Genomic DNA, 24,810 nt, shown 5'->3' on the forward strand with positions numbered 1-24,810 from the left:
CCCGTCATCGTATGGCGATCAGCATGCGGTCGGCACGGGCGGGTAGAATTGGCACTCGTAGCCAGTGAGTGCCAAAGGGAGGGAGTTGCGATGGTCAGTGAAAGAGGCCTCCGGGTTCTCCGCGCGATCGTGCAGGACTACGTCGAGACCCACGAGCCCGTCGGCAGCAGGTCGATCGTCGACCGCTACTCCTTCGGCGTGTCGGCTGCGACGATCCGCAACGACATGGCACTTCTCGAAGACGAAGAGCTGATCGCCGCCCCGCATACGTCGTCCGGTCGAGTCCCCACCGACAAGGGGTATCGCGTCTTCGTCGACCACCTCGCGCAGCTGCGGCCGCTCTCGGTCGCCCAGCGCACGGCGATCGAGTCCTTCCTCACCGCCCCCTCCGACCTCGACGACCTGATGGTGCGCACCGTCCGGGTGCTCACGCAGCTCACGGGTCAGGTCGCCCTCGCGCAGTACCCGTCGTTCGCCCGCGCGCACCTGACGCATCTCGAGCTCGTGGCGCTCGCTCCCAATCGGCTACTCATCGTGCTCGTCACCGACGCGGGCGGCGTCTCGCAGCGGATCGCTCCCTTGCCCGTCGATGTCGACGATGCCGACATGGCCCTGCTCCGTGCGCGGCTGTCGGCGCTGATCACCGGACGGGCGGTGAGCGATGCGGCCGAGCGGCTGCAGACCCTGCTCACCGACGACGAGCACTCGCACGACATCGTGCTCCGCGCACTCGCGACCATCGTCATCGACGAGCTCGGCGCGTTCCGTCAAGAGCGCCTGGTGATGGCGGGTGCGGCGACCCTCGCGAAGCGCGAGCAGGACTTCCGCGGCAGCATCCATCCCATCCTCGAGGCGATCGAAGAACAGGTGACTCTGCTGCGCCTGATGAGCGAGATGGAGGCGGACTCTCATGGCCTCGCAGCCAGCATCGGCACCGAGAACGCGTCATTCGGACTCGGTGAGGCATCGATCGTCGCCAGCAACTACGCCGCCCCCAGCGGCACGGCGCGCGTCGGCGTGATGGGGCCGACGCGCATGGACTATCCGAGCAATCTTGCGGCGGCGCGGGCGGTTGCCCGCTACCTGTCGCGGATGCTCGACGAAGACGAGGCGGCCCGCTGACGCGGCCGCCCAGATGACAGCACACGCAGAAGGGCCATTGTGGCAGACCACTACGAGGTACTCGGCGTCTCTCGCGACGCCTCCACCGATGAGATCAAGAAGGCGTACCGGCGCCTCGCCCGTCAACTCCACCCCGACGTGAACCCGGGTGAAGACGCCGCTGAGCGGTTCAAGCTCGTGACGCACGCCTATGACGTGCTGAGCGACGACGACTCCCGCCGCCGTTACGACATGGGCGGGGGAGACGGAGCAGCGAACGACTTCGGCGGGTTCGGGGGCTTCGGAGACATCTTCGAGACGTTCTTCGGCGCAGGCCAGGGCGGCGGGCGCGGAGCGCGTCCGCGGTCACGGCGCGAGCGCGGCCAGGACGCGCTGGTGCGCGTGACCCTGGATCTCGGCGACGTCGTCTTCGGCGCGCACCGCGACATCGAGGTCGACACGGCCGTGCTGTGCGAGACCTGCAACGGCTCGTGCTGCCAGGAGGGAACGTCGCCCGTCACCTGCGACATCTGCGGCGGTTCCGGTCACGTTCAGCGTCAGGTGCGGAGCCTGCTCGGCAACGTCGTGACGTCTCAGCCCTGCGGCACCTGCGAGGGCTACGGCACCACCATCCCGTACCCGTGCGGCACGTGCGGAGGACAGGGTCGGGTGCGCTCACGCCGCACCGTCTCTCTCGACATCCCTGCCGGCGTCGAGACCGGACTCCGTCTTCAGCTTCCCGGCTCCGGCGAGGTCGGCAAGGCCGGCGGCCCGAACGGCGACCTGTACGTCGAGGTCTCCGTCAACCCGCACCCCTCCTTCAGCCGTGACGGCGACGACCTGCTCGCCACACTCGAGGTGTCGATGCCCGACGCCGTCCTCGGCACCGAGACGACCATCCAGGGGCTCGACGGCGAGGTCGACCTCGAGATCCGCTCGGGCGTGCAGTCGGGCGACGTGCTGACCATCAAGGGCCGCGGCATCACTCCGCTGCGAGGCAACCAGCGGGGCGACCTGCGTGTCGGCGTGCAGGTGGTCACCCCGACCAAGCTGGACTCTGCGCAGCGCGCGCTGATCGAGGACTTCGCGAAGAAGACGAAGGCCCCGGGTCCGCAGCTGGCGCAGTTCCAGCAGGGACTGTTCTCGAAGCTCCGCGACCGCTTCCGTTCGCACTGATCCGGTCGGCGATCATGGCACTCCACTTCCTCGTCGAGAACTCCTCGGATGCCGCGGTCGGCGACCTCGTGTCGCTCACCGGGGCTGAGGCCAAGCACGCCGCGGTCGTCCGGCGGCTCCGCGTCGGCGAGGCGGTCACGGTCGGCGATGGTGCAGGGGTCTGGCTCAGCGGCGTCGCCGAGGAGGTGTCACCGTCTCGCGTCGAGGTGCGCGTGTCGGCCCGATCCGAAGAACCCGCACCGCATCCGCGGATCGTTCTTGCACAGGCTCTGGCGAAGGGCGACCGCGACGAGCTGGCGGTGCAGGCGGCGTGTGAACTCGGGGTCGACGAGATCGTCCCGTGGCAGGCCAGCCGCAGCGTGTCCCGTTGGGAGGGGCCGAAGGCCGTCAAGGGGCGCGAACGCTGGTCGACGATCGTCCGAGAGGCCGCCAAGCAGGCGCACCGCGCGTGGGTTCCCGAGGTCTTGCCTCCGGCGACGACGGCAGATCTCGCGGCGCGTGCAGCGTCCCAGCAACTGCTGCTGCTGGATCCAGGCGCATCGACGCGATTGTCCGAGCTCGAGCCGGACGGCCGCGACATCGTGCTGGTCGTCGGCCCGGAGGGCGGGATCTCCGATGAGGAGCTCACAAAGCTCTCCGAGGCCGGTGCGGAACGGGTCCTCCTCGGGGAGACGGTGCTGCGAACCTCTACTGCGGGTCCTGCGGCGATCGCCGTGCTGTCGGTGGCGCTCGGCCGCTGGTGAACGAGGGAACGGACCCCGCCGGGCTGCGGTCAGTAGACTGAGAGCATGTCCGAGCCCTCGATCTTCACGCGCATCCTCAACGGCGACATCCCGGGTGAGATCCTGCTGGACACCGGCCGGGTGTTCGCGATTCGCGACATCAACCCGCAGGCACCTCTGCACGCGCTCGTGGTTCCCAAGACCGAGGATTACCGAGACGTCACCGAGCTGGCTCAGGGCGACCCGGGGCTTCTCGCCGAGATGGTCGCCGCGGCCAAGCAGCTCGCCGCAGAGCATGCGAACGGCGAGTACCGCCTCATCTTCAACAACGGCGCGAGCGCCGCCCAATCCGTCTTCCACGTGCACGCCCATGTGCTCGCCGATATCGAGGAGAACAAGCTCGTTGGCTTCTGACGAAAACGACCCTGTCACCGCATCCGACACCGCTGTCGAGAAGATCTATGCCGACGGCGTCGCCATGGTGCAGCTGCTCGGACCGCAGGACCGCCTGCTGCGGATACTCGAGAAGGAGCACCGCGACGTGCAGGTGCTCGTCCGCGGCAACGAGATCACTCTCACGGGCACGGCGGACGCCGTCGCGAAGGCGAAGAGTCTCGTCGACGAGCTGATGACCATGACCAAGGCCGGCCACGACCTCGCTCCCAGCGACGTCACGAGCTCGGCGCGCATGCTCCGAAACGACGGAGGACCCCGCCCGAGCGAGGTGCTCGGCGAGGCCATCCTGTCGACTCGCGGCAAGGTCATCCGGCCCAAGACCCTGGGACAGAAGGAGTACGTGGACGCGATCGAGGAGAACACGATCGTGTTCGGCATCGGTCCGGCCGGAACGGGCAAGACCTATCTGGCGATGGCGAAAGCCGTCCAGGCGCTGCAGCGCAAGGAGGTCACCCGGATCATCCTGACGCGCCCCGCTGTCGAAGCAGGGGAACGTCTCGGCTTCCTCCCCGGCACTCTCACCGACAAGATCGACCCGTACCTGCGTCCGCTCTATGACGCGCTCAACGAGATGATGGATCCCGAGATCGTCCCTCGCCTGATGGCGACGGGAACCATCGAGGTCGCGCCGCTCGCGTACATGCGCGGCCGCACGCTGAACGACTCGTTCGTGGTTCTCGACGAGGCGCAGAACACGACGCCCGAGCAGATGAAGATGTTCCTCACGCGTCTCGGCTTCGGCTCGAAGATGGTCGTCACCGGTGACATCACTCAGGTCGACCTCCCGCAGGGATCCTCGGGGCTCCGCCTCGTGACCCGAGTGCTCGACGGCATCGACGACATCCACTTCGCACGACTCACGAGCGACGACGTCGTGCGGCATTCGCTCGTCGGACGCATCGTCGACGCGTACAGCGAGTACGACGAGCGCCGCACTGCGCAGCGCTTCGAGCGCGAGCAAGCCGCGGAGTTCGCCAATCGCGCCGACCGCCGAGGCGCTCAACGACCAGGACCCCGGGACCGGATGCCGAAGCGAGGCCTCTCCTGATGAAACGAGCACAGCCATGATCGAGATCAACAACGAGTCGGCGATCGATGTCGACGAGACCGTGCTGCAGCGGCTGACCGACTTCAACCTGGCGCAGATGCACGTGAGCCCGGATGCCGAGGTCGCGATCGTCCTCGTCGACGAGGGCGCCATGGAGGCCCTTCACGTGCAGTGGATGGACGAGCCGGGTCCGACCGACGTTCTCAGCTTTCCGATGGATGAGCTGCGCCCCGGCACCGAAGATCGCCCCACGGCACCAGGGCTGCTCGGAGACATCGTGCTGTGCCCTCAGGTCGCCGAGGCCCAGGCGCAGGCAGCCGGCCACACTCTGATGGATGAGCTGATCCTGCTCACCACGCACGGACTGCTGCACCTCCTCGGCTTCGATCACGCCGAGCCCGAAGAGGAGCGCGAGATGTTCGGACTGCAGAAGGAGCTCATCCAGGGCTTCGCCGCGGCTGAACGTCGACGATGACCGCCGCTCTCCTTCTCGCAGGCGCTGTTCTGCTCGTCGCGTTCGGCGGGCTCATGGCGGCGATCGACGCGGCCTTCGGGGTCACGTCGCGTTCGGACATCGAGGAGATGGGGGCCGAAGGGCGCAACGGCAGCCAGCTGGTGCGGATCGCGGCTGACCCGGACGCACACGTCAACGCCGTCGCGTTCATCCGCGTGCTCGCCGAGACGGCAGCCGCCGTGCTCGTCACGGTCGCGTTCAGCATCCTGTTCGACAACATCTGGTGGGCGATGCTCGCGGCGGCTCTGCTGATGACGGGCATCAGCTTCGTGCTGGTGGGGGCGAGCCCGCGTTCCTTCGGCCGGCATCACGCCGAAGGCATGCTCCGCGCGAATGCGCGGATCGTCCGCGGGCTTCGCATCATCCTCGGGCCGCTCGCCCAGGGACTGGTGCTGCTCGGCAACCGGGTCACCCCCGGACGCGGCCGCAGCTCGTTCACGTCCGAGGAGCAGCTGCTCAGCATGGTCGACGAGGCCGCCTCGAACGACCTGATCGAGGCCGACGATCGCGACCTCATCCACTCGGTGTTCGACTTCACCGACCAGTTCGTCCGTGCCGTGATGGTGCCCCGCACCGAGATGGTGACGGTCGATGCGACCGCGACGACGAGCGAGGCCATGACGCTGTTCCTGCAGCGTGGTGTGTCACGCATGCCGGTGGTCGACGACGACGCCGACGACGTCGTCGGCGTGCTGTACCTGAAGGACCTGGTGCTGTTCGCCTTCCGCGATGAGAACGCCTGGCGCACGGCGTCCATCCGCCCCATCTCGCGTCCGGCGACCTTCGTGCCCGAGTCCATGCGCGCCGAGACGCTGCTTCAGCAGATGAAGCGCGACGCCGTGCACGTGTGCCTCGTGATCGATGAACACGGAGGCATATCGGGCCTCGTCACGCTGGAGGACCTCATCGAGGAGCTCGTCGGCGAGATCTCCGACGAGTACGATCAGGTATCAGCTGAAGTCGTCGAACTGGGCGACGGACGCTACCGCGTGAGCTCCCGACTCTCGCTGGAGGACGTCGGCGATCTGTTCGGTCTCGAACTCGAGGACGAGGACGTGGACTCCATCGGCGGTCTGCTGGGCAAGGCACTGGGCCAGGTTCCGCAACCGGGATCGACGGCGACGGTGGAGGGGCTGACCCTCACCGGCGGCGCGTCTCGAGGACGCGGCCGCGGAATCGCGACCGTGTTCGTCGAACGCGCGGCAGACGACGCGGATAACGCCGCAGATGAGAGAGACGGAAACGATGACTGAGCAGACGCGAAGCGGGTTCGTGACCTTCGTGGGGCGCCCGAACGTCGGAAAGTCGACTCTCACGAATGCGCTGGTCGGCGAGAAGATCGCCATCACGAGTGAGAAGCCGCAGACGACCCGCCGCGCGATCCGCGGGATCGTGAACCGCCCCGCGGGGCAGCTCGTCATCGTCGACACCCCCGGCATCCACAAGCCCCGTACGCTTCTGGGCGAGCGCCTGAACGACCTCGTCGAGCAGGTGCTCGGCGATGTCGATGTGATCGGCTTCTGCGTGCCGGCGACCGAGAAGGTCGGACCGGGCGATCGCCGCATCGCTGCCTCGCTCGACGGATACCGTCGCGCCAAGAAGATCGCCATCGTCACCAAGACCGATGCCGCGAACCGCGACGAGATCACCGAGCGTCTCCTGGAGGTCGATGCGCTGCGCGAGGACTGGGATGCGGTGATCCCGATCTCGGCGCTCACGAACGACCAGCTCGAGGTCCTCGCGGATGAAGTCCTCTCCCTCATGCCGGTGGGCCCCGCCCTCTACGGCGAGGGAATCACGACCGATGAGTCGGAAGAGGATCGCATCGCAGAGATGATCCGCGAGGCGGCGCTCGACGGGGTCCGAGACGAGCTTCCCCACTCGATCGCGGTCGTGATCGACGACATCGCCCCCCGCGAAGGAACCGACCTGACCGATGTGCATGCGTCGATCGTGGTGGAGCGCGACAGCCAGAAGGCGATCATCATCGGTCACAAGGGCAAGCGTCTGGCCGACGTCGGACGCCGCGCCCGTGCCGGCATCGAAGAGCTCCTCGGCACGAGGGTCTTCCTGGGCCTGCACGTCAAGGTCGCGAAGGAATGGCAGCGCGACCCGAAGCAGCTCGGCCGCCTCGGCTTCTGACATGCGACTCCGAGACGCGACGCGGATCGGGTGCTCCGGCGGACGAGAGAGATGAGCGCCCGCGGTGAGAACCGTGAGACCCAGAGGGACGAAGCCTTCACCCGGCTCTTCGACGCCAACTGGGCGGCGGTCAGGCATCATGTCGAAGGCGTCGTCGAGGACCCCGCTGAGGTGACGGAGATCGTCTCCGAGATCTTCCTCCTGGCATGGTCCCGGCTCGTTCCGACGAAGCCGATGGATCGGATCTGGTTGATCCGCGCGGCCGATCGGGTGCTCGGAGGGCGATCGGGTCGGTCGACGCTGCGGCGCACGGCCATCGACGCCGTGCACGGTGGTGTGTCCGGAGAGAAGGACCCGCCTGCCCTGGCCACTCGCGCGAGGGTGCTCGCAGCTCTGGGTGTCCTCACCGGGCGTGAGCGGCGTATCATCATGCTGACGTACTGGGATGGGCTCGCAGTGGGGGAGATCGCCGAGTTGCTGCGCAGCCCGCGTCTCCGGGTACGGAAGACGCTCTCGCGTGCACAGGCGAAGTTGTGTGCGGAGCTCGGACTGGAGGGGCGGAGGGATCATGACGGATGACCATGCTCTGCTTGAACGCGTCCTGACGGAGGCCGATCCCGCCCGGACGCCACGCGATGCGAAGCCGGACCCCGCGGCGGAGCGGACAAGGGATCGGATCATCCGCACCGCTTCGAAGCCTCGGCCTCAGCGGAGGCGTGCTCTCGGATGGGCTTCCGGCATCGCGATGGCGGCCGCGGCCGTGGTCGTGGCCGTCGCCGTCCTGGTTCCCCAGTGGGCGGCGGTCGCAGGCTCGCCCGCACCCCTGGACTTCGCTGCAGGGGAGGGCACGGCCGAGACGCTCGACACGGCGCAGGCGACGCTCCGCGCGACGCCTGGACCTGCCGATCCGGAGCGCGTCGTGAGGTCGGCGACGTGGGGGCTGGACATCAACGGCAGCACCGGGGCGACGAAGGTGGTCCCGCAGCTCAACACCCTTCGCTGGGAACCCGACCTCTCGGGGCGGATGGTCTCGGTGAGGGGTGTGCCTTATGACCCGACCGACGCGTCTGCGAACGTCGGCGCGGAGATCAGCAGCTCGGGCGAGGTCGTCGTAGACCTGCCCATCGAGCCCGGTCAGTTCTCGACCCCCGTTCCCGACGTCTTCGGCGATTCCCGCGAGGACGTGTCCGCGGCCCTCATGGCGTTCGGTATGCCGTCGGATCCGACCGGGTCCGAAGTCGTCGCCGCTGCGACATCGGTGCTCGAGCAATGGACCCTCACGAACGCCCAGGAGTCGCAGGTGCTCGACATCCTCGCGGATGCGGACGGAGTGGAGGCGCTCGGCACGACTGCCGACCGCCTGGGACGGCAGGCCGCAGGACTGCGAGTGATCACGACGGACGGGGCTGCGAGCGACGTCGTGCTCCTGTCTCTCGACACCGGGAGGATCATCGGCGTCGAGCGGACCAACCTCATCACGAACGATCTGATGGCCGGTGGCACGATCATCTCGTACACGATGTGGGACGTCGATGAGGATCTCGTGAGATGAGACGTCGGGGGCTGCTCGCCGCAGTCGTCGGCGGATTGCTCAGCATACTGATGCTCGGCGCTCCGGCATTCGCGGACGCCGGAGCCGACACGGGCGGGAGCATCGACCCGCTGATCCTCGACGTGATGGCGGAGGTTCCCGGCGGGGTGATCGTCGATGCGCAGCATGCCGTGTGGCCCAGGCTGGGGATGGATCTCGTCGTGCTGGAACAGCGCAGCGCTGTCTCGGCGGCTTCGGTGGGCAGCTGCGCCACAGGCACCGTGTGCGTCTACACCGGATCGTCGTTGAGCGGCGCGAAGTTGAGCTGGAGCATCTGCGGGATACTCTCGATCCCGTCGTCGTTCTCGGCGAAGTCGATCGCGGACGCGCGGTCGGCGGGCTATGCCCAGGCACGCAACAACTCCACGGTGCTCGCCACCGCACCCGCAGGAGGGTGGGCCAACATCGCCGGAACGGCGACCAATGTCCGGTGCGTCTTCTGAGGGTAGGGTCGCGACATGACAATCGCCGAGCATTGGATCGCGTCTTCGTGGGGCGCCCCTGACACATGGGAGTTCGTCGAGCACGAGGTCTCGCCCCCGGGCCGCGGGGAGGTCACGATCCGGGTGCACGCGGCCGGCGTGAATCCGGCGGACGCCAAGCATGTCGCGTCCGCCCGCTCCGGGGCGCAGCTCCCGGTTCCGATCGGCTACGAGGTCTCCGGACGGATCAGCGCGCTCGGCCCGGACACCCGTATCGGATCCGGTGACGCGGCCGTGGGCGACGAGGTCGTCGCTTTTCGGGTGCGCGGGGGCTACGCGACCGAGCTGACCGTCCCCGCCGAGAAGATCTTCGCGAAGCCGACCACCCTCACTCACCCGGAGGCGGCGAACCTGCTGCTGGCCGGAACCACGGCAGCCGAGATGCTCTGGGTCACGGGCTCTGCCCCGGGCGAGACGATTCTGCTCCACGGCGCATCAGGTGCGGTCGGGGTGAGCGTGCTTCAGCAGGCGGCGCTGCGCGGCATCCGCGTGATCGGCACCGCGAGTGCGAAGAGATTCGACGTCGTCGAGCGCTTCGGCGGCATCCCCGTCACCTACGGCCCGGGGCTGGCTGACCGCGTGAGAACGGCAGCGGCCGGCGGCGCGGTGGTCGCGGCGCTCGATGCCGTCGGTACCGATGAAGCCATCGACGTGTCCCTCGAACTGGTCGACGAACGTCGTCGCATCGTGACGATCGCCGCGGCGCAGCGGGCCGGTGCCGACGGCATCCAGGTGATAGCAGGATCCATGCCTGAGAGCGCCCGGTTCCGCGACGACATCCGTGCCGAGCTGGTCGCGCTCGCGCAGAACGGCGACCTCGTCGTCCCTATGGCGCGCACCTTCCCGCTCGACGAGGCGCCTGCTGCACTGCGGTTGCTCTCCGGCGGTCACCCCGGCGGCAAGCTCGCGCTGATCCCGTCGTCCTAGTCGATCTGGCGCAGAGCCGACGTCACGAGGACGACTCCGTCACCGTATGCCTCATCGACCACATCCTGCAGCGTGCCGTCGTCCCAGACGACGCTGACCCAGACATAGCCGCGCTCGGTCCAGAGGGTCAGGGCATCGCGTCCCAGTGACGCCGACAGGTCATCATGTACTCGCATCAGGTCGGCCTCGGAGCTCGTGCCGTCGACACCGTTCGCCGGGTCCTCCGGGCGGACGGGATCGTAGAGCGCGAGCATGATGGGCGGGTCGGTGACGGTGTACCGCTCGCCGTCGAAGGCGCCGTAGACGGCGTAGGTGCCCCACGTCGTGTCTCCGCTGGTCTCGCTGCCGTCGACCCCCTCCCACGTCCAGCCATCGAGCGGGATCCCCGTGCACTGGGGCGGGTAGGACTCGGCGACGACTCCGAGGCACAGCTGCGCCTCGCCGGCGACGTCGAGAACCGTGCCCGTGCCGATGACGCGGCCCTCCGGCGGTGCCGCGTTCGCGGCATCCCACGTGGGCGATCCCGAGCTCGTGGGCGCGGGGGAGGAGCCGATGCCGGCGGTGCACGCGGCGAGGCCGAGTGCCCCCACGAGTGCGACGACGGCGAGAAGCATGCGACTGCGCGATGTGCCCATGTCTGACAGTGTCTCGTGTCGGTGGATCGTCTCAGCAGCGAGTCAGACGACTTCCGGATCCCTGCTACCATGGCCGCATGCCTTTCGGCGGTCTGCTTCTTCTTAGCTGCCGCGACGAGTCCTAAAGCTAGGGCCTTCCTCGTCGCGGCGCTTGTGTTGGCCCGTTCACATTTCTGACGAAGAGAAGAAGCCCCATCATGCAGAACACTCAGCGCCCGTCCGCGATGCCGATCCACAAGTACCGGCCGTACCACGAGCAGATCACGGTCAACCTGCCCGACCGCACCTGGCCCGACGCCCGGATCACCGAAGCTCCTCGCTGGTGCGCGGTCGATCTCCGCGACGGAAACCAGGCGCTCATCGACCCGATGTCGCCCGAGCGCAAGCGCGTCATGTTCGAACTGCTCGTCAGCATGGGCTACAAGGAGATCGAGGTCGGGTTCCCCTCGGCCAGCCAGACCGATTTCGACTTCGTCCGTCAGCTCATCGAAGAGAACCTGATCCCCGACGACGTGACGATCCAGGTGCTGACGCAGGCTCGCGAGCACCTGATCGCGCGCACCTACGAGTCGATCGCCGGCGCGAAGCAGGCCATCGTGCACCTCTACAACTCGACCAGCGTGCTGCAGCGTGAGGTCGTGTTCCGCACCGACAAGCAGGGCATCATCGATATCGCGCTCGAGGGTGCACGTCTGTGCCGTCAGTACGAGAAGACGATCCCTGACACCAAGGTCTACTACGAGTACTCGCCCGAGAGCTACACCGGCACCGAGCTCGAGTTCGCGGTCGATGTCTGCAACCAGGTGATCGAGGTCTTCGAGCCGACTCCCGACCGCAAGGTGATCATCAACCTCCCCGCCACTGTCGAGATGGCCTCGCCGAATGTCTACGCAGACTCGATCGAGTGGATGAGCCGCAACCTCGCACACCGCGAGAACGTCATCCTCTCGCTGCACCCCCACAACGACCGCGGAACCGCGATCGCCGCCGCCGAGCTCGGATACATGGCCGGCGCCGACCGCATCGAGGGCTGCCTGTTCGGCAACGGCGAGCGCACCGGCAACGTCGACATCGTGGCGCTGGGCATCAACCTGTTCACGCAGGGCATCGACCCGCAGATCGACTTCAGCGACATCGACCAGGTCAAGCGCACCGTCGAGTACTGCAACCAGCTGCCGGTGCCGGAGCGCAGCCCATGGGCCGGCGACCTGGTCTTCACGGCGTTCAGCGGATCGCACCAGGATGCGATCAAGAAGGGCTTCGAGGCGATGGCCGCCCGGGCCGAGGCCGAGGGCGTCACGGTCGACGACATCGAGTGGGCCGTGCCGTACCTGCCCGTCGACCCGAAGGATCTCGGCCGTTCGTACGAGGCCGTGATTCGCGTCAACTCACAGTCCGGCAAGGGCGGTGTCGCCTACCTGCTCAAGGCCGACCACGCGATCGACCTGCCCCGCAAGCTGCAGATCGAGTTCTCGGGTGTCGTCCAGACCAAGACCGATGCCGAGGGCGGCGAGGTCACGAGCGAGCAGATCTGGTCGATCTTCAACGACGAGTACCTGCCGGCGGCCGATGAGGCAGCCAAGTGGGGTCGCTTCGAGCTGCTGGCCACGCAGACCCGCAGCGACATGTCAGGAGATGTGGTGCTCGACGTCGTGCTCCGGGACGACGACCAGCAGGTGGCCGTCGCCGGCAACGGCAACGGTCCGGTCGCCGCGTTCGTCGAGGTGCTCCGCGGACAGGGCTTCGACATCACGGTCTACGACTACGTCGAGCACGCTCTCAGCGCCGGTGGCGATGCGCAGGCCGCTGCCTACGTCGAACTGCAGGTCGGCGACCAGCGCCTGTGGGGTGTCGGCATCGACGGTGACATCTCGACGGCGTCGCTCAAGGCGATCGTCTCTGGCGTGAATCGCTCGATCCGCACGCGTCAGCAGGAGCTCGCAGCCGTCTGATCCTCGGCTCGAGTGGGCACCTGCTGCCGGTATGCGTGCGTGATACCGGCAGCAGGTGCCATGTCTGTGTGAGGGGATCACCTCGACCCGACACCGGCGGTCGGAATTCGGGTTCGATTCCGACCGGAGGCGCCCACTCGACGGGCGTCAGTCCGCGCTCGGCTTGACGACCTGGATGACTCCGGTCTCAGCGGCGACCTTGCGACGGTAGAGCCGCCTCTGCTCGGGCAGGGACACGTCGAAGCTCACGGCGAGCACGCGGATGACAGCGGTGACGATGATGCCCAGCACGGCGGCGAGGGTGATCGACATCCCCAGGCTGTTCGCGGTCGCGATGAAGACGCATCCGGCACCGGCGGCGACGGCGTAGAGCGAGCCGACGTGCATGATCGACGTCGGGAGTCCCATGAGCATGTCTCGCAGCACACCGCCTCCGACGGCCGCACAGACGCCGATGAAGACGGCGGGCACGGGAGGGATGCCGAACGCGATCGCCTTGCTCGTGCCGAACGCACCGAACATGCCGATCACGACGGCGTCGAGCACCACGATCACGGTGTTCAGTCGATTGAAGAGTCCCGCGAGCAGCATCCCCAACAGCGACGCGCCTGTGGCCGTGAGCAGATACCAGTTGCTCTGCAGCGTCGCGGGGGTCTGGCCGAGAAGGATGTCGCGGATGAGGCCGCCGCCCATGCCGATCATGATCCCGATGATCGCGACTCCGAGCCAGTCGAGGCGTCGCTGGCCCTGGAATCCCGAGGCGAACATCGCGCCCTGGACGCCGCCGAGGCCGACGCCGAGCAGGTCCGCCCAGAGCGGAATGATGAAGAGCGGTTCGGTCACGCCTCTATTCTCCTGCACGGAGGATAATCGAACGGTGCCCACCTACCGAGATGAAGCGGTGATCCTGCGCACCCACAAGCTGGGTGAGGCCGATCGCATCGTCACCATGCTCTCTCGGCGACACGGCAAGATCCGCGCAGTCGCGAAGGGCGTGCGACGCACGTCGTCGAAGTTCGGGTCGCGTCTCGAGCCGTTCATGGTCGCCGATGTGCAGCTCTACCAGGGGCGCACTCTCGACATCGTTCAGCAGGCCGAGTCGCTCGGCTCGTACGGATCCGACATCGCGGCCCACTACGACCGATTCACCTCTGCGAACGCGATGGTCGAGACTGCCGACCGCCTCAGCGACTCCGAGGCGACGCCCGATCAGTACCTCCTGCTGGTCGGTGGCCTGCGTGCACTGTCTCGGGGCGAGCATTCGCCCCGCAGCATCCTCGACTCCTATCTGCTGCGCGTCATGGCGCTGTCGGGGTGGGCTCCGTCGCTCGGCGACTGCGCGCGATGCGCCACCCCCGGGCCGCACGCGCATTTCGTCGGGCAGCTCGGTGGGGCCGTGTGCCCGAACTGCGCGCCGGCGGGCAGCCCGAAGGTGGCGGAGAAGACTCTGTCGCTGCTGCGGTCGCTCATGGCCGGCGAATGGGAAGCGATCGACGCTGCTCCGCACGCCGACAATGCCGCGGCATCCGGCCTCGTCGCCGCCTACGCCCAATGGCACCTGGAGCGCGGCATCCGCTCGCTCGAGCACCTGGTGGCCGACATTCCCCGAGAAGGAGCACGGTGAGTCCCAAGCCATACACACACAAGGATGCGGTGGCCTATCGCCCGCTCGACTGGACCGGTGTCTATCCGCCGAGCTTCCGATCGGTTCCTGAGCACGTCGCGATCGTCATGGACGGCAACGGCCGCTGGGCCAACCGTCGGGGGCTCAGCCGCGTCGAAGGGCACAAGGCAGGGGAGGAGGTGCTTCTCGACGTTGTCGCCGGTGCGATCCAGGCAGGCGTGAAGCACCTCTCCGTCTACGCGTTCTCGACGGAGAACTGGGCGCGCTCTCCTGACGAGGTGCGCTTCCTCATGGGATACAACCGAGATGTCCTGCATCGCAGACGCGATCAGCTCAACGAGTGGGGCGTGAGGGTCCGATGGGCCGGACGCAAGCCACGTTTGTGGGGCAGCGTCATCAAGGAGCTGCAGTACGCCGAGCAGCTGACCAAGAACAACGACGTCCTCACACTCACCATGTGCGTGAATTACGGCGGCCGCATCGAGCTCGTCGACGCGATGCGCTCGATCGCCGCCGACGTCGCGGCCGGTCGGGTGAAGCCGAACGCGATCTCCGAGAAGATGATCCGTCGCAACCTCTACGTGCCTGACATGCCGGACGTCGACCTGTTCCTGCGCAGCTCGGGTGAGCAGCGCACCTCGAACTTCCTGCTGTGGCAGGCGGCGTATGCCGAGATGGTGTTCCTCGACACTCTCTGGCCAGATTTCTCGCGAGAAGAGCTGTGGCGCGCGATCGGGGTCTATCTGTCGCGTGACCGTCGCTTCGGTGGAGCGATCGACGCGCCTGACGCCTCTGCCTGAGCGCGCAGCCATCTCTCCGTCTCGCGCGGATGCCGCAGCCGCACGATCGTGAGGTGCGGGAATCGTTCCTGCTTCTCAGGCATCTGAGTCGTCCAGAACATCCGCGTCTTCGACTGCCAGGAGAGGATGTTGCGCTCCGCATCCCGCGTGGCCAACAGCTGCCAGATGGGTCTCTCGACGTTCCCGTTGTACATCTCCGTTCGCAGGATGCTGCGGCTGAGAGTGCGTCGGACAAGCCGGCCGCGGACGACCGGCCAGGGATAGTCGAGCCAGACAGCCAGCTGCGCGCGAGGCGTCATGATCGCGTCGGTGCCCTTGCTCGTGTACTGCCACTCGGTGACCCAGCGGTCCGTGGCGGCGAACTCGCGGACGTCGTCGAGGAAGGAGGGACGCGGGGTCCAGTTCTCACCGTGGAACAGGCCGTCGATCTCGATGTGTCGAAGCTGCCACAGCTCGGCAACGCGCCGCGCGAGCGTCGTCTTGCCCGACCCGGTGACGCCCGCGATCAGAACGCGGGCAGGCCGGAACGGCAGCGGATCGACGGCGGAGAGCATCTGAGAATCCTAACGACGGAATAGCCCATAGGTGCATACGGTTGGATGTCAGTGTGAGTGAAGCCATCTCGATTGACATCTGGTCCGACATCGCCTGCCCTTGGTGCTACATCGGCAAGCGCAACCTCGAGAAGGGACTCGAAGCCGTCGCCGGCGACGAAGACGCCCCGCAGGTGAACATCACCTTCCACTCGTTCGAGCTGTCGCCCGACACTCCTGTCGACTTCGACGGCGATGAGATCGACTTCCTCGCAGGTCACAAGGGGATGCCGCGCGAGCAGGTCGAGCAGATGCTCTCGCACGTCACCGGCGTCGCCGAGAACGCCGGTCTCGCGTACCGCTTCGACCTGCTGCAGCACACCAACACGGTCAAGGCGCACGAGCTGCTGCACTTCGCGAAGGCGCAGGGACTGCAGCACGAGATGGAAGAGCGGCTCATGTCCGCGTACTTCACCGAGGGCAAGCACGTGGGCCGCATCGACGACCTGGTCGAGCTCGCCGTCGAGGTGGGGCTCCACCCCGATGACACACGCGAGGCCCTCGTCTCCGCCCGTCACCTCCCGGATGTCCGCCAGGACCAGGCGCAGGCTCAGGCCTACGGCATCCAGGGTGTGCCGTTCTTCGTGATCGACGGGCAGTACGGCATCAGCGGCGCGCAGCCGCCGGCCGCATTCGAGAACGTGCTGCGCGACCTCTGGGCCAAGCGCGGCGACGCCGAGGCCGAGCCCGAGGCCGCAGCCGTCTAGCGGGTCAGCGCGGCTTCGATCGCGCCGACGATCTCGGGGTCGTTCGGCTTCTGCTTCGGGCGGAACCGGACGACCTCGCCGTCGGGCAGAACGAGGAACTTCTCGAAGTTCCACTCGACGCGGCCGGCCTTGCCTCCGGCATCCGGAGTCTCCTTCAACGTCTTGTAGAGGTCGGTGGCGTTCTTGCCGTTGACCTTCACCTTGTCGTTGATGGGGAACGTCACCCCGTAGGTGGTGGAGCAGAACTCGAGGATCTGATCGACCGAACCGGGCTCCTGACCGAAGAACTGATTGCACGGGAACCCGACGACGCTGAACCCGCGGTCGCCGTACAGACGCTGCAGTTCTTCGAGCTGCTCGTACTGCGGAGTGAGGCCGCACTTCGAGGCGACATTCACGACGAGCACCACGTCGGCGCCGAGATCGTCGATCGTCTTCTCGTTGCCGTCGGCGTCGATGAAGGGGATGGAACGCACTGCGGGATCGGTCATATTCACAGCTTAGATCGGTGCGCCGATACCGGCTCCGGGTCTGGGAGAATGGAGGGGATATGACTGTCGCCACCGCATCCGCTCGCACCCTCAACATCGGCCCGATCGCTCTCGACGTGCCGGTCGTGCTCGCACCCATGGCGGGCATCACCAACACGGCGTTCCGTCGCCTCTGCCGCGAGTACGGTGCGGGGCTCTATGTGAGCGAGATGATCACGTCGCGGGCGCTCGTCGAGCGCAACGAGACGACGATGCGGCTGATCCGCCATCACGAGTCCGAGACCCCGCGGTCGATCCAGCTCTACGGCGTCGATCCGCACACCATCTCCGAGGCCGTCCGGATCATCGTCGCCGAAGACCACGCCGACCACATCGACCTGAACTTCGGATGCCCGGTGCCCAAGGTCACGCGCAAGGGCGGGGGAGCAGCCCTGCCGTGGAAGAGCTCCCTGTTCTCGCAGATCGTGACGCAGGCGGTCAAGGCAGCGGGCGACGTGCCGCTGACCATCAAGATGCGCAAGGGCATCGACCCCGACCACCTCACTTTCCTCGATGCGGGTCGTGCCGCCGAAGACGCGGGTGTCTCGGCGATCGCGCTGCACGCACGCACGGCGAGCGAGTTCTACTCCGGCTTCGCCGACTGGAACGCGATCGGCGAGCTCAAGCAGGCCGTCACGAGCGTTCCGGTGCTCGGCAACGGCGACATCTGGTCGGCCGATGATGCCGTGCGCATGATGCAGCAGACCGATTGCGACGGAGTCGTCGTCGGTCGCGGATGCCTCGGCCGTCCGTGGCTCTTCGGCGAACTCGCCGCGGCCTTCGGTGCGGAGTCGCACCCCGTCGATGCGACCCTCGGCTTCGTGGCCGATGCGTTCCGTCGTCATGCAGAACTCCTCGTCGAGTTCTTCGAGGACGAGGATCGAGGATGCCGCGACGTCCGCAAGCACGTCGCCTGGTACTTCAAGGGCTACCCGGTGGGAGGCGACATCCGCACCGGGCTCGCGACGGCATCCAGCCTGGCTGAGATCGACGAGCTGCTCGGTCAGCTCGATCACACGGCGCCGTATCCCGGTGCGGATGCCGAGGGCCAGCGCGGTCGGTCCGGACGCCCGAAGCGACCGGCGCTGCCGGACAAGTGGCTGGAGTCGCGCGAGCTCGCGGCATCGGCATCCGAGATGATGCGAGGGGCGGAGATCGAGAACAGTGGCGGCTGATCCTCAGGCACACCCGGCGCGCGGTCGCTCGGACGGATACGACCCGCGCGATGCCGAGCGATTCTTCGCCGAGACCCATCGATCCGAACGCGACGACTTCGCCCGCGATCGCGCGCGCGTGCTGCACTCCGCGGCGCTTCGACGCCTGGCGGCCAAGACACAGGTGCTCAGCCCCGCGAGCACAGCGGATTTCGCCCGCAACCGTCTGACGCACTCGCTCGAGGTCGCTCAGGTCGGACGCGAACTCGCGACCGCGCTGGGAGTCTCGGCCGATGTCGTCGACACAGCCTGCCTCAGCCACGACCTCGGACACCCTCCGTTCGGTCACAACGGCGAGCGTGCGCTCAACGAATGGGCAGAGCCGATCGGCGGTTTCGAAGGCAACGCGCAGTCGCTTCGCATTCTGACCCGGCTCGAGGCCAAGGCGATCGACGACAACGGGCAGTCGGTCGGCCTCAACCTGACCAGGGCGAGCCTCGACGCGACCTGCAAATACCCGTGGACCGTCGACAGTCCGGTGCCTGACCCGGGCGGGCGTCTCAAGTTCGGTGTGTATCCCGAGGATGAAGCCGTGTTCCGCTGGATGCGCGACGGCGTTCCGGGACGTCGGCGCTGCATCGAGGCCGAGATCATGGATCTGTCCGACGACATCGGCTACTCCGTCCACGACTTCGAGGATGCGATCCTCAACGGCTACGTCGACGTCTCCCAGCTCGCCGATCCGCAGGCGCACGATGCGCTGATCGATCGCATCCAGCAGTGGGTGGGCTACGACTTCACGCGCGATGAGCTCGCCGACGCGCTCTATCGGCTGGCATCGCAGCCCATGTGGCTGCAGTCCTTCGACCGGTCGCGGCGAGATCTCGCTCGGCTCAAGAACCTCACGAGCGACTTCATCGGTCGCTTCGCGCGCGCAGCCGTCTCGGCCACGCGCGAGGCGTATGCCGGCCCTGCCCTCGTGCGCTACAACGCGCACGTCGTGGTGCCGCGCGTCATCGAGGCCGAGATCGCCGTTCTCAAGGGCATCATGGGGCAGGCGATCGTCACGATCGAGGCCCGCAAGGGTGTCTACAAGGAACAGCGCCGTGTGCTCAAGAGACTCGCCGACGCGCTCTGGTCGACAGACACGCTCTGGTCGGCAGGCGCGGATGTGCTCGAGCCCGCTTTCTCCGCCGACTTCGTCGCCGCGACGACGGATGCCGAACGCGCACGCGTGATCGTCGATCAGATCGCGAGTCTGACGGATCAGAGCGCGATCGACTGGCACAACAGGCTGGTCGGCGAGATCGACCCCGCAGAGGTCGGCATCTGGACGCCACGTCACGCGCGACCGGGTGCGCGGGAGCACACGCCGCGGCAGGCGGTCGTTGAAGGGGCCGGCTGATGCCCCGCATCCGCCAGGCCGATGTCGACGAGGTCAAGGCCCGTATCAACATCGCAGACATCGTCGGGGAGCGCGTCGCGCTCAAGTCCGCAGGCGTGGGCTCGCTCAAGGGGCTGTGTCCTTTCCACGACGAGAAAAGCCCGAGCTTCCACGTTCGACCGCAGGTCGGCTACTACCACTGTTTCGGATGCGGAGAGTCCGGCGACGTCTACTCGTTCCTCCGCGAGATGGACCACGTCAGCTTCACCGAGGCCGTCGAGCGTCTCGCAGGCCGCATCGGATACTCACTGCACTACGAAGACGGCGGGTCGGCTCCGGAGACGAGTGGCCGCAGCCGTCTGTACGCCGCCAACACCGCTGCCGCGGAGTACTTCCGTGCGCAGCTGCTCACCGCCGACGCCGAGGCAGGACGACGTTTTCTCGGCGAGCGAGGATTCGACGCGGGTGCCGCCGCGCATTTCGGTGTCGGCTTCGCGCCGCGCGGGTGGGACAAGATGCTGAAGGCTCTCACCGCGCAGGGGTTCACCCGCGACGAGCTGAGTGCCGCCGGTCTGGTGTCGACGGGGCAGCGCGGCGTCTACGACCGCTTCCGCGGTCGTCTCGTCTGGCCGATCCGCGACGTGTCCGGCCAGACCATCGGGTTCGGCGCGCGCAAGCTGTTCGACGACGATCAGGGCCCGAAGTACCTGAACACGCCCGAGACCCCGATCTACAAGAAGGCGCAGGTGCTGTACGGGCTCGACCTCGCCAAGCGCGACATCTCGCGGGGTGACCCTCGTCGGGTGGTGGTGGTCGAGGGGTACACCGACGTCATGGCCTGCCACCTCGCGGGCCTCACGACCGCGATCGCGACCTGCGGCACTGCGTTCGGAACCGATCACATCAAGGTGCTGCGTCGCGTCATGGGCGACGACAACGCCTCGGGCGAGGTCGTCTTCACGTTCGACGGCGATGAGGCAGGCCAGAAGGCGGCTCTTCGGGCCTTCACCGAGGACGACCGCTTCAACGCCCAGACGTTCGTCGCGGTGGCGCCCGACGGGCTCGACCCGTGCGACCTCAGGCTGCAGCGCGGCGATGCCGCCGTGCGCTCGCTGATGGAGACGAAGCAGCCGATGTTCGAGTTCGCGATCGACAGGAAGCTCAGCGGCTTCGACCTCTCGACGGTCGAAGGTCGTGTCGGCGCTCTTCGCGCGGCAGCGCCGATCGTCGCCGAGATCCGCGATCGGCTGCTGCGACCGGGTTATGAGCGCGTGCTGGCTCGGCGCCTGGGTATGGACCCCACCGAGGTGCGCAACGAGGTCGAGCGTGCCGCCCGAGGGGGGTCGCAGTCGTCGAGACACGAGCCGACCAGGCGCGAGAGCGCGAGTGACTCCGCGTCCGGTGTGCCAGGGGTGACTCCGGTCACCCTCGCGAGCCTGCCGCGCACTGCCGATGCCGCCGTGGAGCGCGACGCTCTGATGGGCGCGCTTCAGTACGGACATCAGATCGATCAGGCGCTGCTCACCCGGGCCCTCAGTGCGCCGTTCCGCACACCGGGGCTGGACGCCGTGCGCGAGGCCGTCGCATCCGCGCCTGATCGGACTCGAGCCGGATGGGTGACGGACACCGTGAACTCGGTGCGAGAGCCCTACCGATCGCTCGCGGGCGAACTGCTGATGACCCCCTTCCCGGCGCGCAACGAAGAGGGCGCCGTCGCCTCGACGACCGACCTCGCCAAGCGACTCATCATGCGCATTCTGGAACACGAGAAGCAGGAGCTCCTCGGAGCGGTGCAGCGGGTTCCGGCGGATTCCGACGGCGGGCGTGCTCTGCGGATGCGCCTTCGTGACATCGACGTCGAGCGTCAGCGGTTCGCCGAGTCGTAACGGCGGCAGTCAGGCGCGGCAGGGCAGGATGGAGGAATGTTCTCTCGGCCCGAATCGACCAATGCGATCGACAGCTCAGATCTGGTGATCGACCGCATCGGGCACAGCGGCCCGACCCGCGCCATCGACGGGGTCAGCTTCTCGCTCGCGCCGGGTGAGCTCATCTGCGTCGCCGGTCCGACCGGCTCGGGCAAGTCCACCTTGGTCGCGGCTCTGGCGGGTTCGACCGATCCGTCCGTCCGCGTCGTGGGCGGCAGTGCGCAGGTCTGTGGAGTCGACATCCGGCGGCCGGGGCGCAGGCATCGCCTGCTCACCTATCGCACGGGGTTCGTGCCACAGGGGGCCGGTGCCGACCTCCCTCCGCAGCTCACGGTCAACGAGGTCATCGCCGAGCCGATCCTGATCCGTGAGAAGCGGGTGAATACCAAAGCCCTGTCCATCCGAGTCGCGACGCTTCTCGACGAGCTGCACCTGCCTCTCGGAACAGCCTCGAAGTTCCCGTATGAGCTCAGCGCCGGAATGCGCCAGCGCGTCGCGATCGCCAGGTCATTCGTTCTCGAGCCCCGGGTGCTCATCGCCGACGAGATCCTCGCCAACCTCGACCTCGAGGTGCGACCCGTGGTCTTCGACGCGATCACCCGCCGCCGCAAAGAGCAGGGGATGGGTGCGCTGCTGGTCACGAACGACGCCGATTTCATCCGCGAGCTCAACGCCGAGACCCTGATGCTGCGCGGTGGTCATGTGGTTGCCCGCGGCGTCGGCAAGGACCTGCTGTGGGCCCCCAATGCCGAGGCGGATTCCGGGCACTGACGGGGTCGCCAGCGACACGCCCGACCTGCGGCCGGTGTCACGAGCAGGGTCCGGAGTTTGCTAGGATTGACGAGTTGCCCGCGCAGCGGAGCACATTCCTCGGTAGCTCAATTGGCAGAGCAGCCGGCTGTTAACCGGCAGGTTCTTGGTTCGAGTCCAAGCCGGGGAGCCAACGAAAAGCCCCTCTTCGGAGGGGCTTTTCCCTTTGTGCCAGCATGTCCTCGGTCGTCCGGATCGAGCGGGGCGAAATGCCGCCTCGATGAACGCGAACGAGGCCCCGTCGAGTGACGGGGCCTCGTTGTGCGAATCCGAGTCAGATCAACGTGCAGCGCCCTTGAGCGAGCCGGTGGTCTGGCCAGCGGGGTCGGAGATGACACACTGCACGACGCGGTCGTTCAGCTCGTCCCAGGTCTGCTGGGTCGGCGTGATCGGGTAGACCTCGAGCACGGAGTCGTTGAACGCGATGCCGACGAAGCTCGTGTAGGCGTCGCCGATGCACTCCTGCGAAGCGGCGTCGATGTTCTCCTCCGAGAATTCGCCGTCGTCCATCGTGATCTCGTGGTAGACCTCTTCGTCGTGCGGCTGGTCGCACGGCACGACGTCGGCGTCCTCGATCAGGCCGGTGTCGCTGGCCATCTTGCAGTCGCCGAGCTTCAGCGAGAAGATGTCGATGTTCGCGCTCTCGGTGACCTGGCCGGATTCCTCGTCGCGGTCTGCGTCGCCGGAGCCTCCGCCCAGAATTCCGTTGAGCGCGCTACAGCCGGTCAGTGCGACCGACAGCGCTACGGCAGAACCTGCCAGCGCCAGTGCGCGTCGCGTGCGCATCTTCATCATTTCGTCCCCTCCAGAGCCTTCGTGAGCGGGCATATCGATATCCCGCCTCAAGCACGCTATCCGGCTCCGAGTCTGTGATGCAACTCCGAGAACGCTTTGACTGGGCTGAAAGGTTAGGTCAGCCTTCGAGATCGTCGATGCCGGGGACCCAGCTCGCGCCGGGCTTGCCCCATCCGCGCTTCTTGGCGATCTTCTGCACGGTCTTCCAGTCGCCGTCCGAGAGGCGGTCGATGTAGAGGATGCCGTCCAGGTGGTCGAACTCGTGCTGCATGATGCGCGCACGCCAGCCATCGACGGCGATCTCGACAGGCGAGCCGTCGAGATCGGTTCCTATGACGCGCACCCGTTCGGAGCGACGCAGCGGGAATCGCTCGCCGGGGAACGAGAGACATCCTTCCGATTCGAGCTCGTCATCAGGCTCGCCGGGCTCCAGCGGCACCATCCAGAGTTCGGGGTTGATGATGACTCCGCGCCACGGCTGGTCGTCGTCGTCGACGTACGCGTAGGTGTAGATGCGCAGGGGCACCCCGACCTGGGGCGCGGCCAGACCGACGCCGGGAGCGGTGTCCATCGTCTCGAACATGTCGGCGACGAGCGTTCGGATGTCGTCGGTGATGTCCTCGACGAGGGATGCGGGGGAGTGCAGGACGGGATCGCCCATGATGCGAATAGGAAGAACAGCCACGCCATAACCCTACTCGGCGCGCATCGCCGGGTAGGGTCGAAGCGTGAGCATCTCCGTATGGACGACTGGGGCGGAAGACGTCACCGACCAGTTGGTAGGCGCGTTCCAGAACCCGGGACTGCTCCTCGGCATCCCCCTCGCACTCGCGGGTGCGGTCTTCATGTCGCTCGGTGCGCAGTATCAGCATCGCGGCGTGGAGAAGATGGAGCGACTGAGCGGCGCGGACGGCGCATCCGGCCTTTCGATGGCCCAGGTCCGCGGGTTGCTGACGCGGCCGTCGTGGCTCGTAGGGACGCTGATGCTCGGCTTGGCCATCGTGTGCCAACTCGCAGCTCTCACTGTGGCGCCCCTGATCGTCGTTCAGCCGCTCGGTGCGATCGCTCTCGTCATGACGACGCTGCTCAACGCCCGCATCTCGGGGCACTCACCGACCAAGCAGTCGATCACCGCGATCGTCTGCTGCGTAGGTGGAATCTTCCTCTTCGTCTTCTTCGCGGCGATCTTCGCCACAGAGAAGGAAGTCACCGACACCGAGCTGTTCACGATCCTGGCGATCCTGCTGGTCGTGATCATCATCCTGGGCGCATGCTGGCTCGTCCTTCGTCACCGCATGCGCGCGCTCTTCTACATCGTCGGTGCGGGCATCCTCTACGGATTCGTGGCTACGCTCGCGAAGGTCGTCATCAAGCGCGTCCAGGCGGGCAACTTCGACTGGATCACCATCGTGTGCGTGATCGCTCTGATCGCCGCTGCGGCTGTCGGAGCCTACTTCGTGCAGACCGCCTACAGCTCGGGCCCGCCGGATCTCGTCATCGCCGGCCTCACTGTCGTCGACCCTCTGATCGCCGTGCTCATCGGCATGGTCGTCCTCGGCGAGGCGGCCGCCGCGCCGCCGTGGGTTCTCGTGATCTTCGCGATCGCGGGAGCCATCGCCGTGTGGGGCGTCGTCGGACTGGCTCGCTATCACCCTCAGGTGCTCAGCGACAGCCAGGACCTCGGTATCACTCGCGGAAGCGACGACAGCACGGGCAGTGGGTCGAAAGACGCCTGAGATCGA

Annotated in this window: 27 protein-coding genes and 1 tRNA gene; 22 read left to right on the forward strand and 6 right to left on the reverse strand. The window is 67.1% G+C overall.

Annotated features, from left to right (window positions below; all coding sequences use genetic code 11):
- Positions 1–90: 90 nt before the first annotated feature.
- The 12 genes from hrcA to ASF87_RS16300 all read left to right on the forward strand — a co-directional run bounded on the left by hrcA (position 91) and on the right by ASF87_RS16300 (position 10,159).
- A complete protein-coding gene (hrcA, locus tag ASF87_RS16245; RefSeq protein WP_042537651.1) occupies positions 91–1,122 on the forward strand; it encodes a heat-inducible transcriptional repressor HrcA in 1,032 nt (343 codons plus the stop codon).
- Between the two features lie 39 nt (positions 1,123–1,161).
- Positions 1,162–2,277 (forward strand): molecular chaperone DnaJ, encoded by a 1,116-nt coding sequence (dnaJ, locus tag ASF87_RS16250; RefSeq protein WP_042537649.1) that lies wholly within the window; start codon positions 1,162–1,164, stop codon positions 2,275–2,277.
- A 14-nt stretch (positions 2,278–2,291) separates the two neighbouring features.
- A complete protein-coding gene (locus tag ASF87_RS16255) occupies positions 2,292–3,020 on the forward strand; it encodes a 16S rRNA (uracil(1498)-N(3))-methyltransferase (RefSeq protein ID WP_056377367.1) in 729 nt (242 codons plus the stop codon).
- A 45-nt stretch (positions 3,021–3,065) separates the two neighbouring features.
- Positions 3,066–3,413 (forward strand): HIT domain-containing protein, encoded by a 348-nt coding sequence (locus ASF87_RS16260; protein WP_042537645.1) that lies wholly within the window; start codon positions 3,066–3,068, stop codon positions 3,411–3,413.
- 64 nt (positions 3,414–3,477) lie between these two features.
- A complete protein-coding gene (locus ASF87_RS16265) occupies positions 3,478–4,503 on the forward strand; it encodes a PhoH family protein (RefSeq protein WP_235558991.1) in 1,026 nt (341 codons plus the stop codon).
- A gap of 16 nt (positions 4,504–4,519) precedes the next feature.
- On the forward strand, positions 4,520–4,978 hold the full coding sequence (ybeY, locus tag ASF87_RS16270) for an rRNA maturation RNase YbeY (protein WP_042537641.1): 459 nt from the start codon (positions 4,520–4,522) through the stop codon (positions 4,976–4,978).
- The gene (locus ASF87_RS16275; RefSeq protein WP_042537638.1) at positions 4,975–6,270 is read left to right on the forward strand and encodes a hemolysin family protein; all 1,296 of its coding nucleotides are present in this window, start codon (positions 4,975–4,977) and stop codon (positions 6,268–6,270) included. Before ybeY ends, ASF87_RS16275 begins: the two co-directional genes overlap by 4 nt.
- Positions 6,263–7,159 carry a GTPase Era gene (gene era / locus ASF87_RS16280; RefSeq protein ID WP_200933779.1) on the forward strand — a complete coding sequence of 299 codons (897 nt, stop codon included), beginning with the start codon at positions 6,263–6,265 and terminating at the stop codon, positions 7,157–7,159. Before ASF87_RS16275 ends, era begins: the two co-directional genes overlap by 8 nt.
- A gap of 51 nt (positions 7,160–7,210) precedes the next feature.
- Positions 7,211–7,738: an RNA polymerase sigma factor gene (locus tag ASF87_RS16285; RefSeq protein ID WP_056377373.1), complete on the forward strand. Its 528-nt coding sequence runs from the start codon at positions 7,211–7,213 to the stop codon at positions 7,736–7,738.
- Positions 7,728–8,711 (forward strand): hypothetical protein, encoded by a 984-nt coding sequence (locus tag ASF87_RS16290; RefSeq protein ID WP_056377376.1) that lies wholly within the window; start codon positions 7,728–7,730, stop codon positions 8,709–8,711. The genes ASF87_RS16285 and ASF87_RS16290 overlap by 11 nt, the downstream gene beginning before the upstream one ends.
- Positions 8,708–9,193, forward strand: coding sequence for a hypothetical protein (locus ASF87_RS16295; RefSeq protein ID WP_056377377.1), 486 nt, complete (start codon positions 8,708–8,710; stop codon positions 9,191–9,193). The genes ASF87_RS16290 and ASF87_RS16295 overlap by 4 nt, the downstream gene beginning before the upstream one ends.
- Before the next feature lie 15 nt (positions 9,194–9,208).
- The gene (locus ASF87_RS16300; protein WP_056377379.1) at positions 9,209–10,159 is read left to right on the forward strand and encodes a quinone oxidoreductase family protein; all 951 of its coding nucleotides are present in this window, start codon (positions 9,209–9,211) and stop codon (positions 10,157–10,159) included.
- Here the strand turns inward: ASF87_RS16300 and ASF87_RS16305 are convergent.
- The gene (locus tag ASF87_RS16305; RefSeq protein ID WP_056377382.1) at positions 10,156–10,794 is read right to left on the reverse strand and encodes a hypothetical protein; all 639 of its coding nucleotides are present in this window, start codon (positions 10,792–10,794) and stop codon (positions 10,156–10,158) included. The genes ASF87_RS16300 and ASF87_RS16305 overlap by 4 nt on opposite strands.
- A gap of 197 nt (positions 10,795–10,991) precedes the next feature.
- On the opposite strand from ASF87_RS16305, the gene leuA reads away from it, so the two are divergent.
- Entirely contained in the window at positions 10,992–12,746 is a 1,755-nt protein-coding gene (gene leuA, locus ASF87_RS16310) for a 2-isopropylmalate synthase (protein WP_042537624.1), read from the forward strand.
- 147 nt (positions 12,747–12,893) lie between these two features.
- On the opposite strand, the gene ASF87_RS16315 is transcribed toward leuA, so the two are convergent.
- Positions 12,894–13,589, reverse strand: coding sequence for a trimeric intracellular cation channel family protein (locus tag ASF87_RS16315; protein ID WP_042537622.1), 696 nt, complete (start codon positions 13,587–13,589; stop codon positions 12,894–12,896).
- A gap of 34 nt (positions 13,590–13,623) precedes the next feature.
- Here ASF87_RS16315 and recO point away from each other — a divergent pair, with 34 nt between their 5' ends.
- Entirely contained in the window at positions 13,624–14,370 is a 747-nt protein-coding gene (recO, locus tag ASF87_RS16320) for a DNA repair protein RecO (RefSeq protein WP_042537620.1), read from the forward strand.
- The gene (locus ASF87_RS16325) at positions 14,367–15,170 is read left to right on the forward strand and encodes an isoprenyl transferase (protein WP_042537618.1); all 804 of its coding nucleotides are present in this window, start codon (positions 14,367–14,369) and stop codon (positions 15,168–15,170) included. Before recO ends, ASF87_RS16325 begins: the two co-directional genes overlap by 4 nt.
- On the opposite strand, the gene ASF87_RS16330 is transcribed toward ASF87_RS16325, so the two are convergent.
- Positions 15,110–15,724 (reverse strand): AAA family ATPase, encoded by a 615-nt coding sequence (locus ASF87_RS16330; protein WP_056377384.1) that lies wholly within the window; start codon positions 15,722–15,724, stop codon positions 15,110–15,112. The genes ASF87_RS16325 and ASF87_RS16330 overlap by 61 nt on opposite strands.
- 53 nt (positions 15,725–15,777) lie before the next feature.
- Between ASF87_RS16330 and ASF87_RS16335 the strand changes: the two genes are divergently transcribed.
- Entirely contained in the window at positions 15,778–16,470 is a 693-nt protein-coding gene (locus tag ASF87_RS16335) for a DsbA family oxidoreductase (RefSeq protein WP_056377386.1), read from the forward strand.
- Here the strand turns inward: ASF87_RS16335 and ASF87_RS16340 are convergent.
- A complete protein-coding gene (locus ASF87_RS16340) occupies positions 16,467–16,961 on the reverse strand; it encodes a glutathione peroxidase (protein ID WP_042537613.1) in 495 nt (164 codons plus the stop codon). The genes ASF87_RS16335 and ASF87_RS16340 overlap by 4 nt on opposite strands.
- A 59-nt stretch (positions 16,962–17,020) precedes the next feature.
- On the opposite strand from ASF87_RS16340, the gene dusB reads away from it, so the two are divergent.
- From dusB to ASF87_RS16365, 5 genes are all read left to right on the forward strand, one after another.
- Positions 17,021–18,175, forward strand: a complete 1,155-nt coding sequence (gene dusB / locus ASF87_RS16345; protein WP_042537612.1) for a tRNA dihydrouridine synthase DusB — start codon at positions 17,021–17,023, stop codon at positions 18,173–18,175.
- Positions 18,165–19,559 (forward strand): deoxyguanosinetriphosphate triphosphohydrolase, encoded by a 1,395-nt coding sequence (locus ASF87_RS16350; protein ID WP_042537611.1) that lies wholly within the window; start codon positions 18,165–18,167, stop codon positions 19,557–19,559. The genes dusB and ASF87_RS16350 overlap by 11 nt, the downstream gene beginning before the upstream one ends.
- Positions 19,559–21,424: a DNA primase gene (gene dnaG / locus ASF87_RS16355; RefSeq protein ID WP_042537609.1), complete on the forward strand. Its 1,866-nt coding sequence runs from the start codon at positions 19,559–19,561 to the stop codon at positions 21,422–21,424. Before ASF87_RS16350 ends, dnaG begins: the two co-directional genes overlap by 1 nt.
- Before the next feature lie 36 nt (positions 21,425–21,460).
- Positions 21,461–22,234, forward strand: coding sequence for an ATP-binding cassette domain-containing protein (locus tag ASF87_RS16360; protein WP_056377388.1), 774 nt, complete (start codon positions 21,461–21,463; stop codon positions 22,232–22,234).
- A gap of 96 nt (positions 22,235–22,330) precedes the next feature.
- Positions 22,331–22,406: transfer RNA gene (locus ASF87_RS16365), tRNA-Asn, on the forward strand.
- A gap of 146 nt (positions 22,407–22,552) precedes the next feature.
- Here ASF87_RS16365 and ASF87_RS16370 read toward each other — a convergent pair.
- Both ASF87_RS16370 and def read right to left on the reverse strand, forming a co-directional pair.
- Positions 22,553–23,065 (reverse strand): septum formation family protein, encoded by a 513-nt coding sequence (locus ASF87_RS16370; RefSeq protein WP_235558978.1) that lies wholly within the window; start codon positions 23,063–23,065, stop codon positions 22,553–22,555.
- A 121-nt stretch (positions 23,066–23,186) separates the two neighbouring features.
- Positions 23,187–23,753 carry a peptide deformylase gene (gene def, locus ASF87_RS16375; protein WP_082508963.1) on the reverse strand — a complete coding sequence of 189 codons (567 nt, stop codon included), beginning with the start codon at positions 23,751–23,753 and terminating at the stop codon, positions 23,187–23,189.
- A gap of 49 nt (positions 23,754–23,802) precedes the next feature.
- Here def and ASF87_RS16380 point away from each other — a divergent pair, with 49 nt between their 5' ends.
- A complete protein-coding gene (locus tag ASF87_RS16380; protein ID WP_153302303.1) occupies positions 23,803–24,804 on the forward strand; it encodes a DMT family transporter in 1,002 nt (333 codons plus the stop codon).
- The last annotated feature ends 6 nt before the right edge of the window (positions 24,805–24,810 follow it).

Source organism: Microbacterium sp. Leaf161 (genome assembly GCF_001423645.1).
Taxonomy (GTDB): Bacteria; Actinomycetota; Actinomycetes; order Actinomycetales; family Microbacteriaceae; genus Microbacterium; species Microbacterium forte.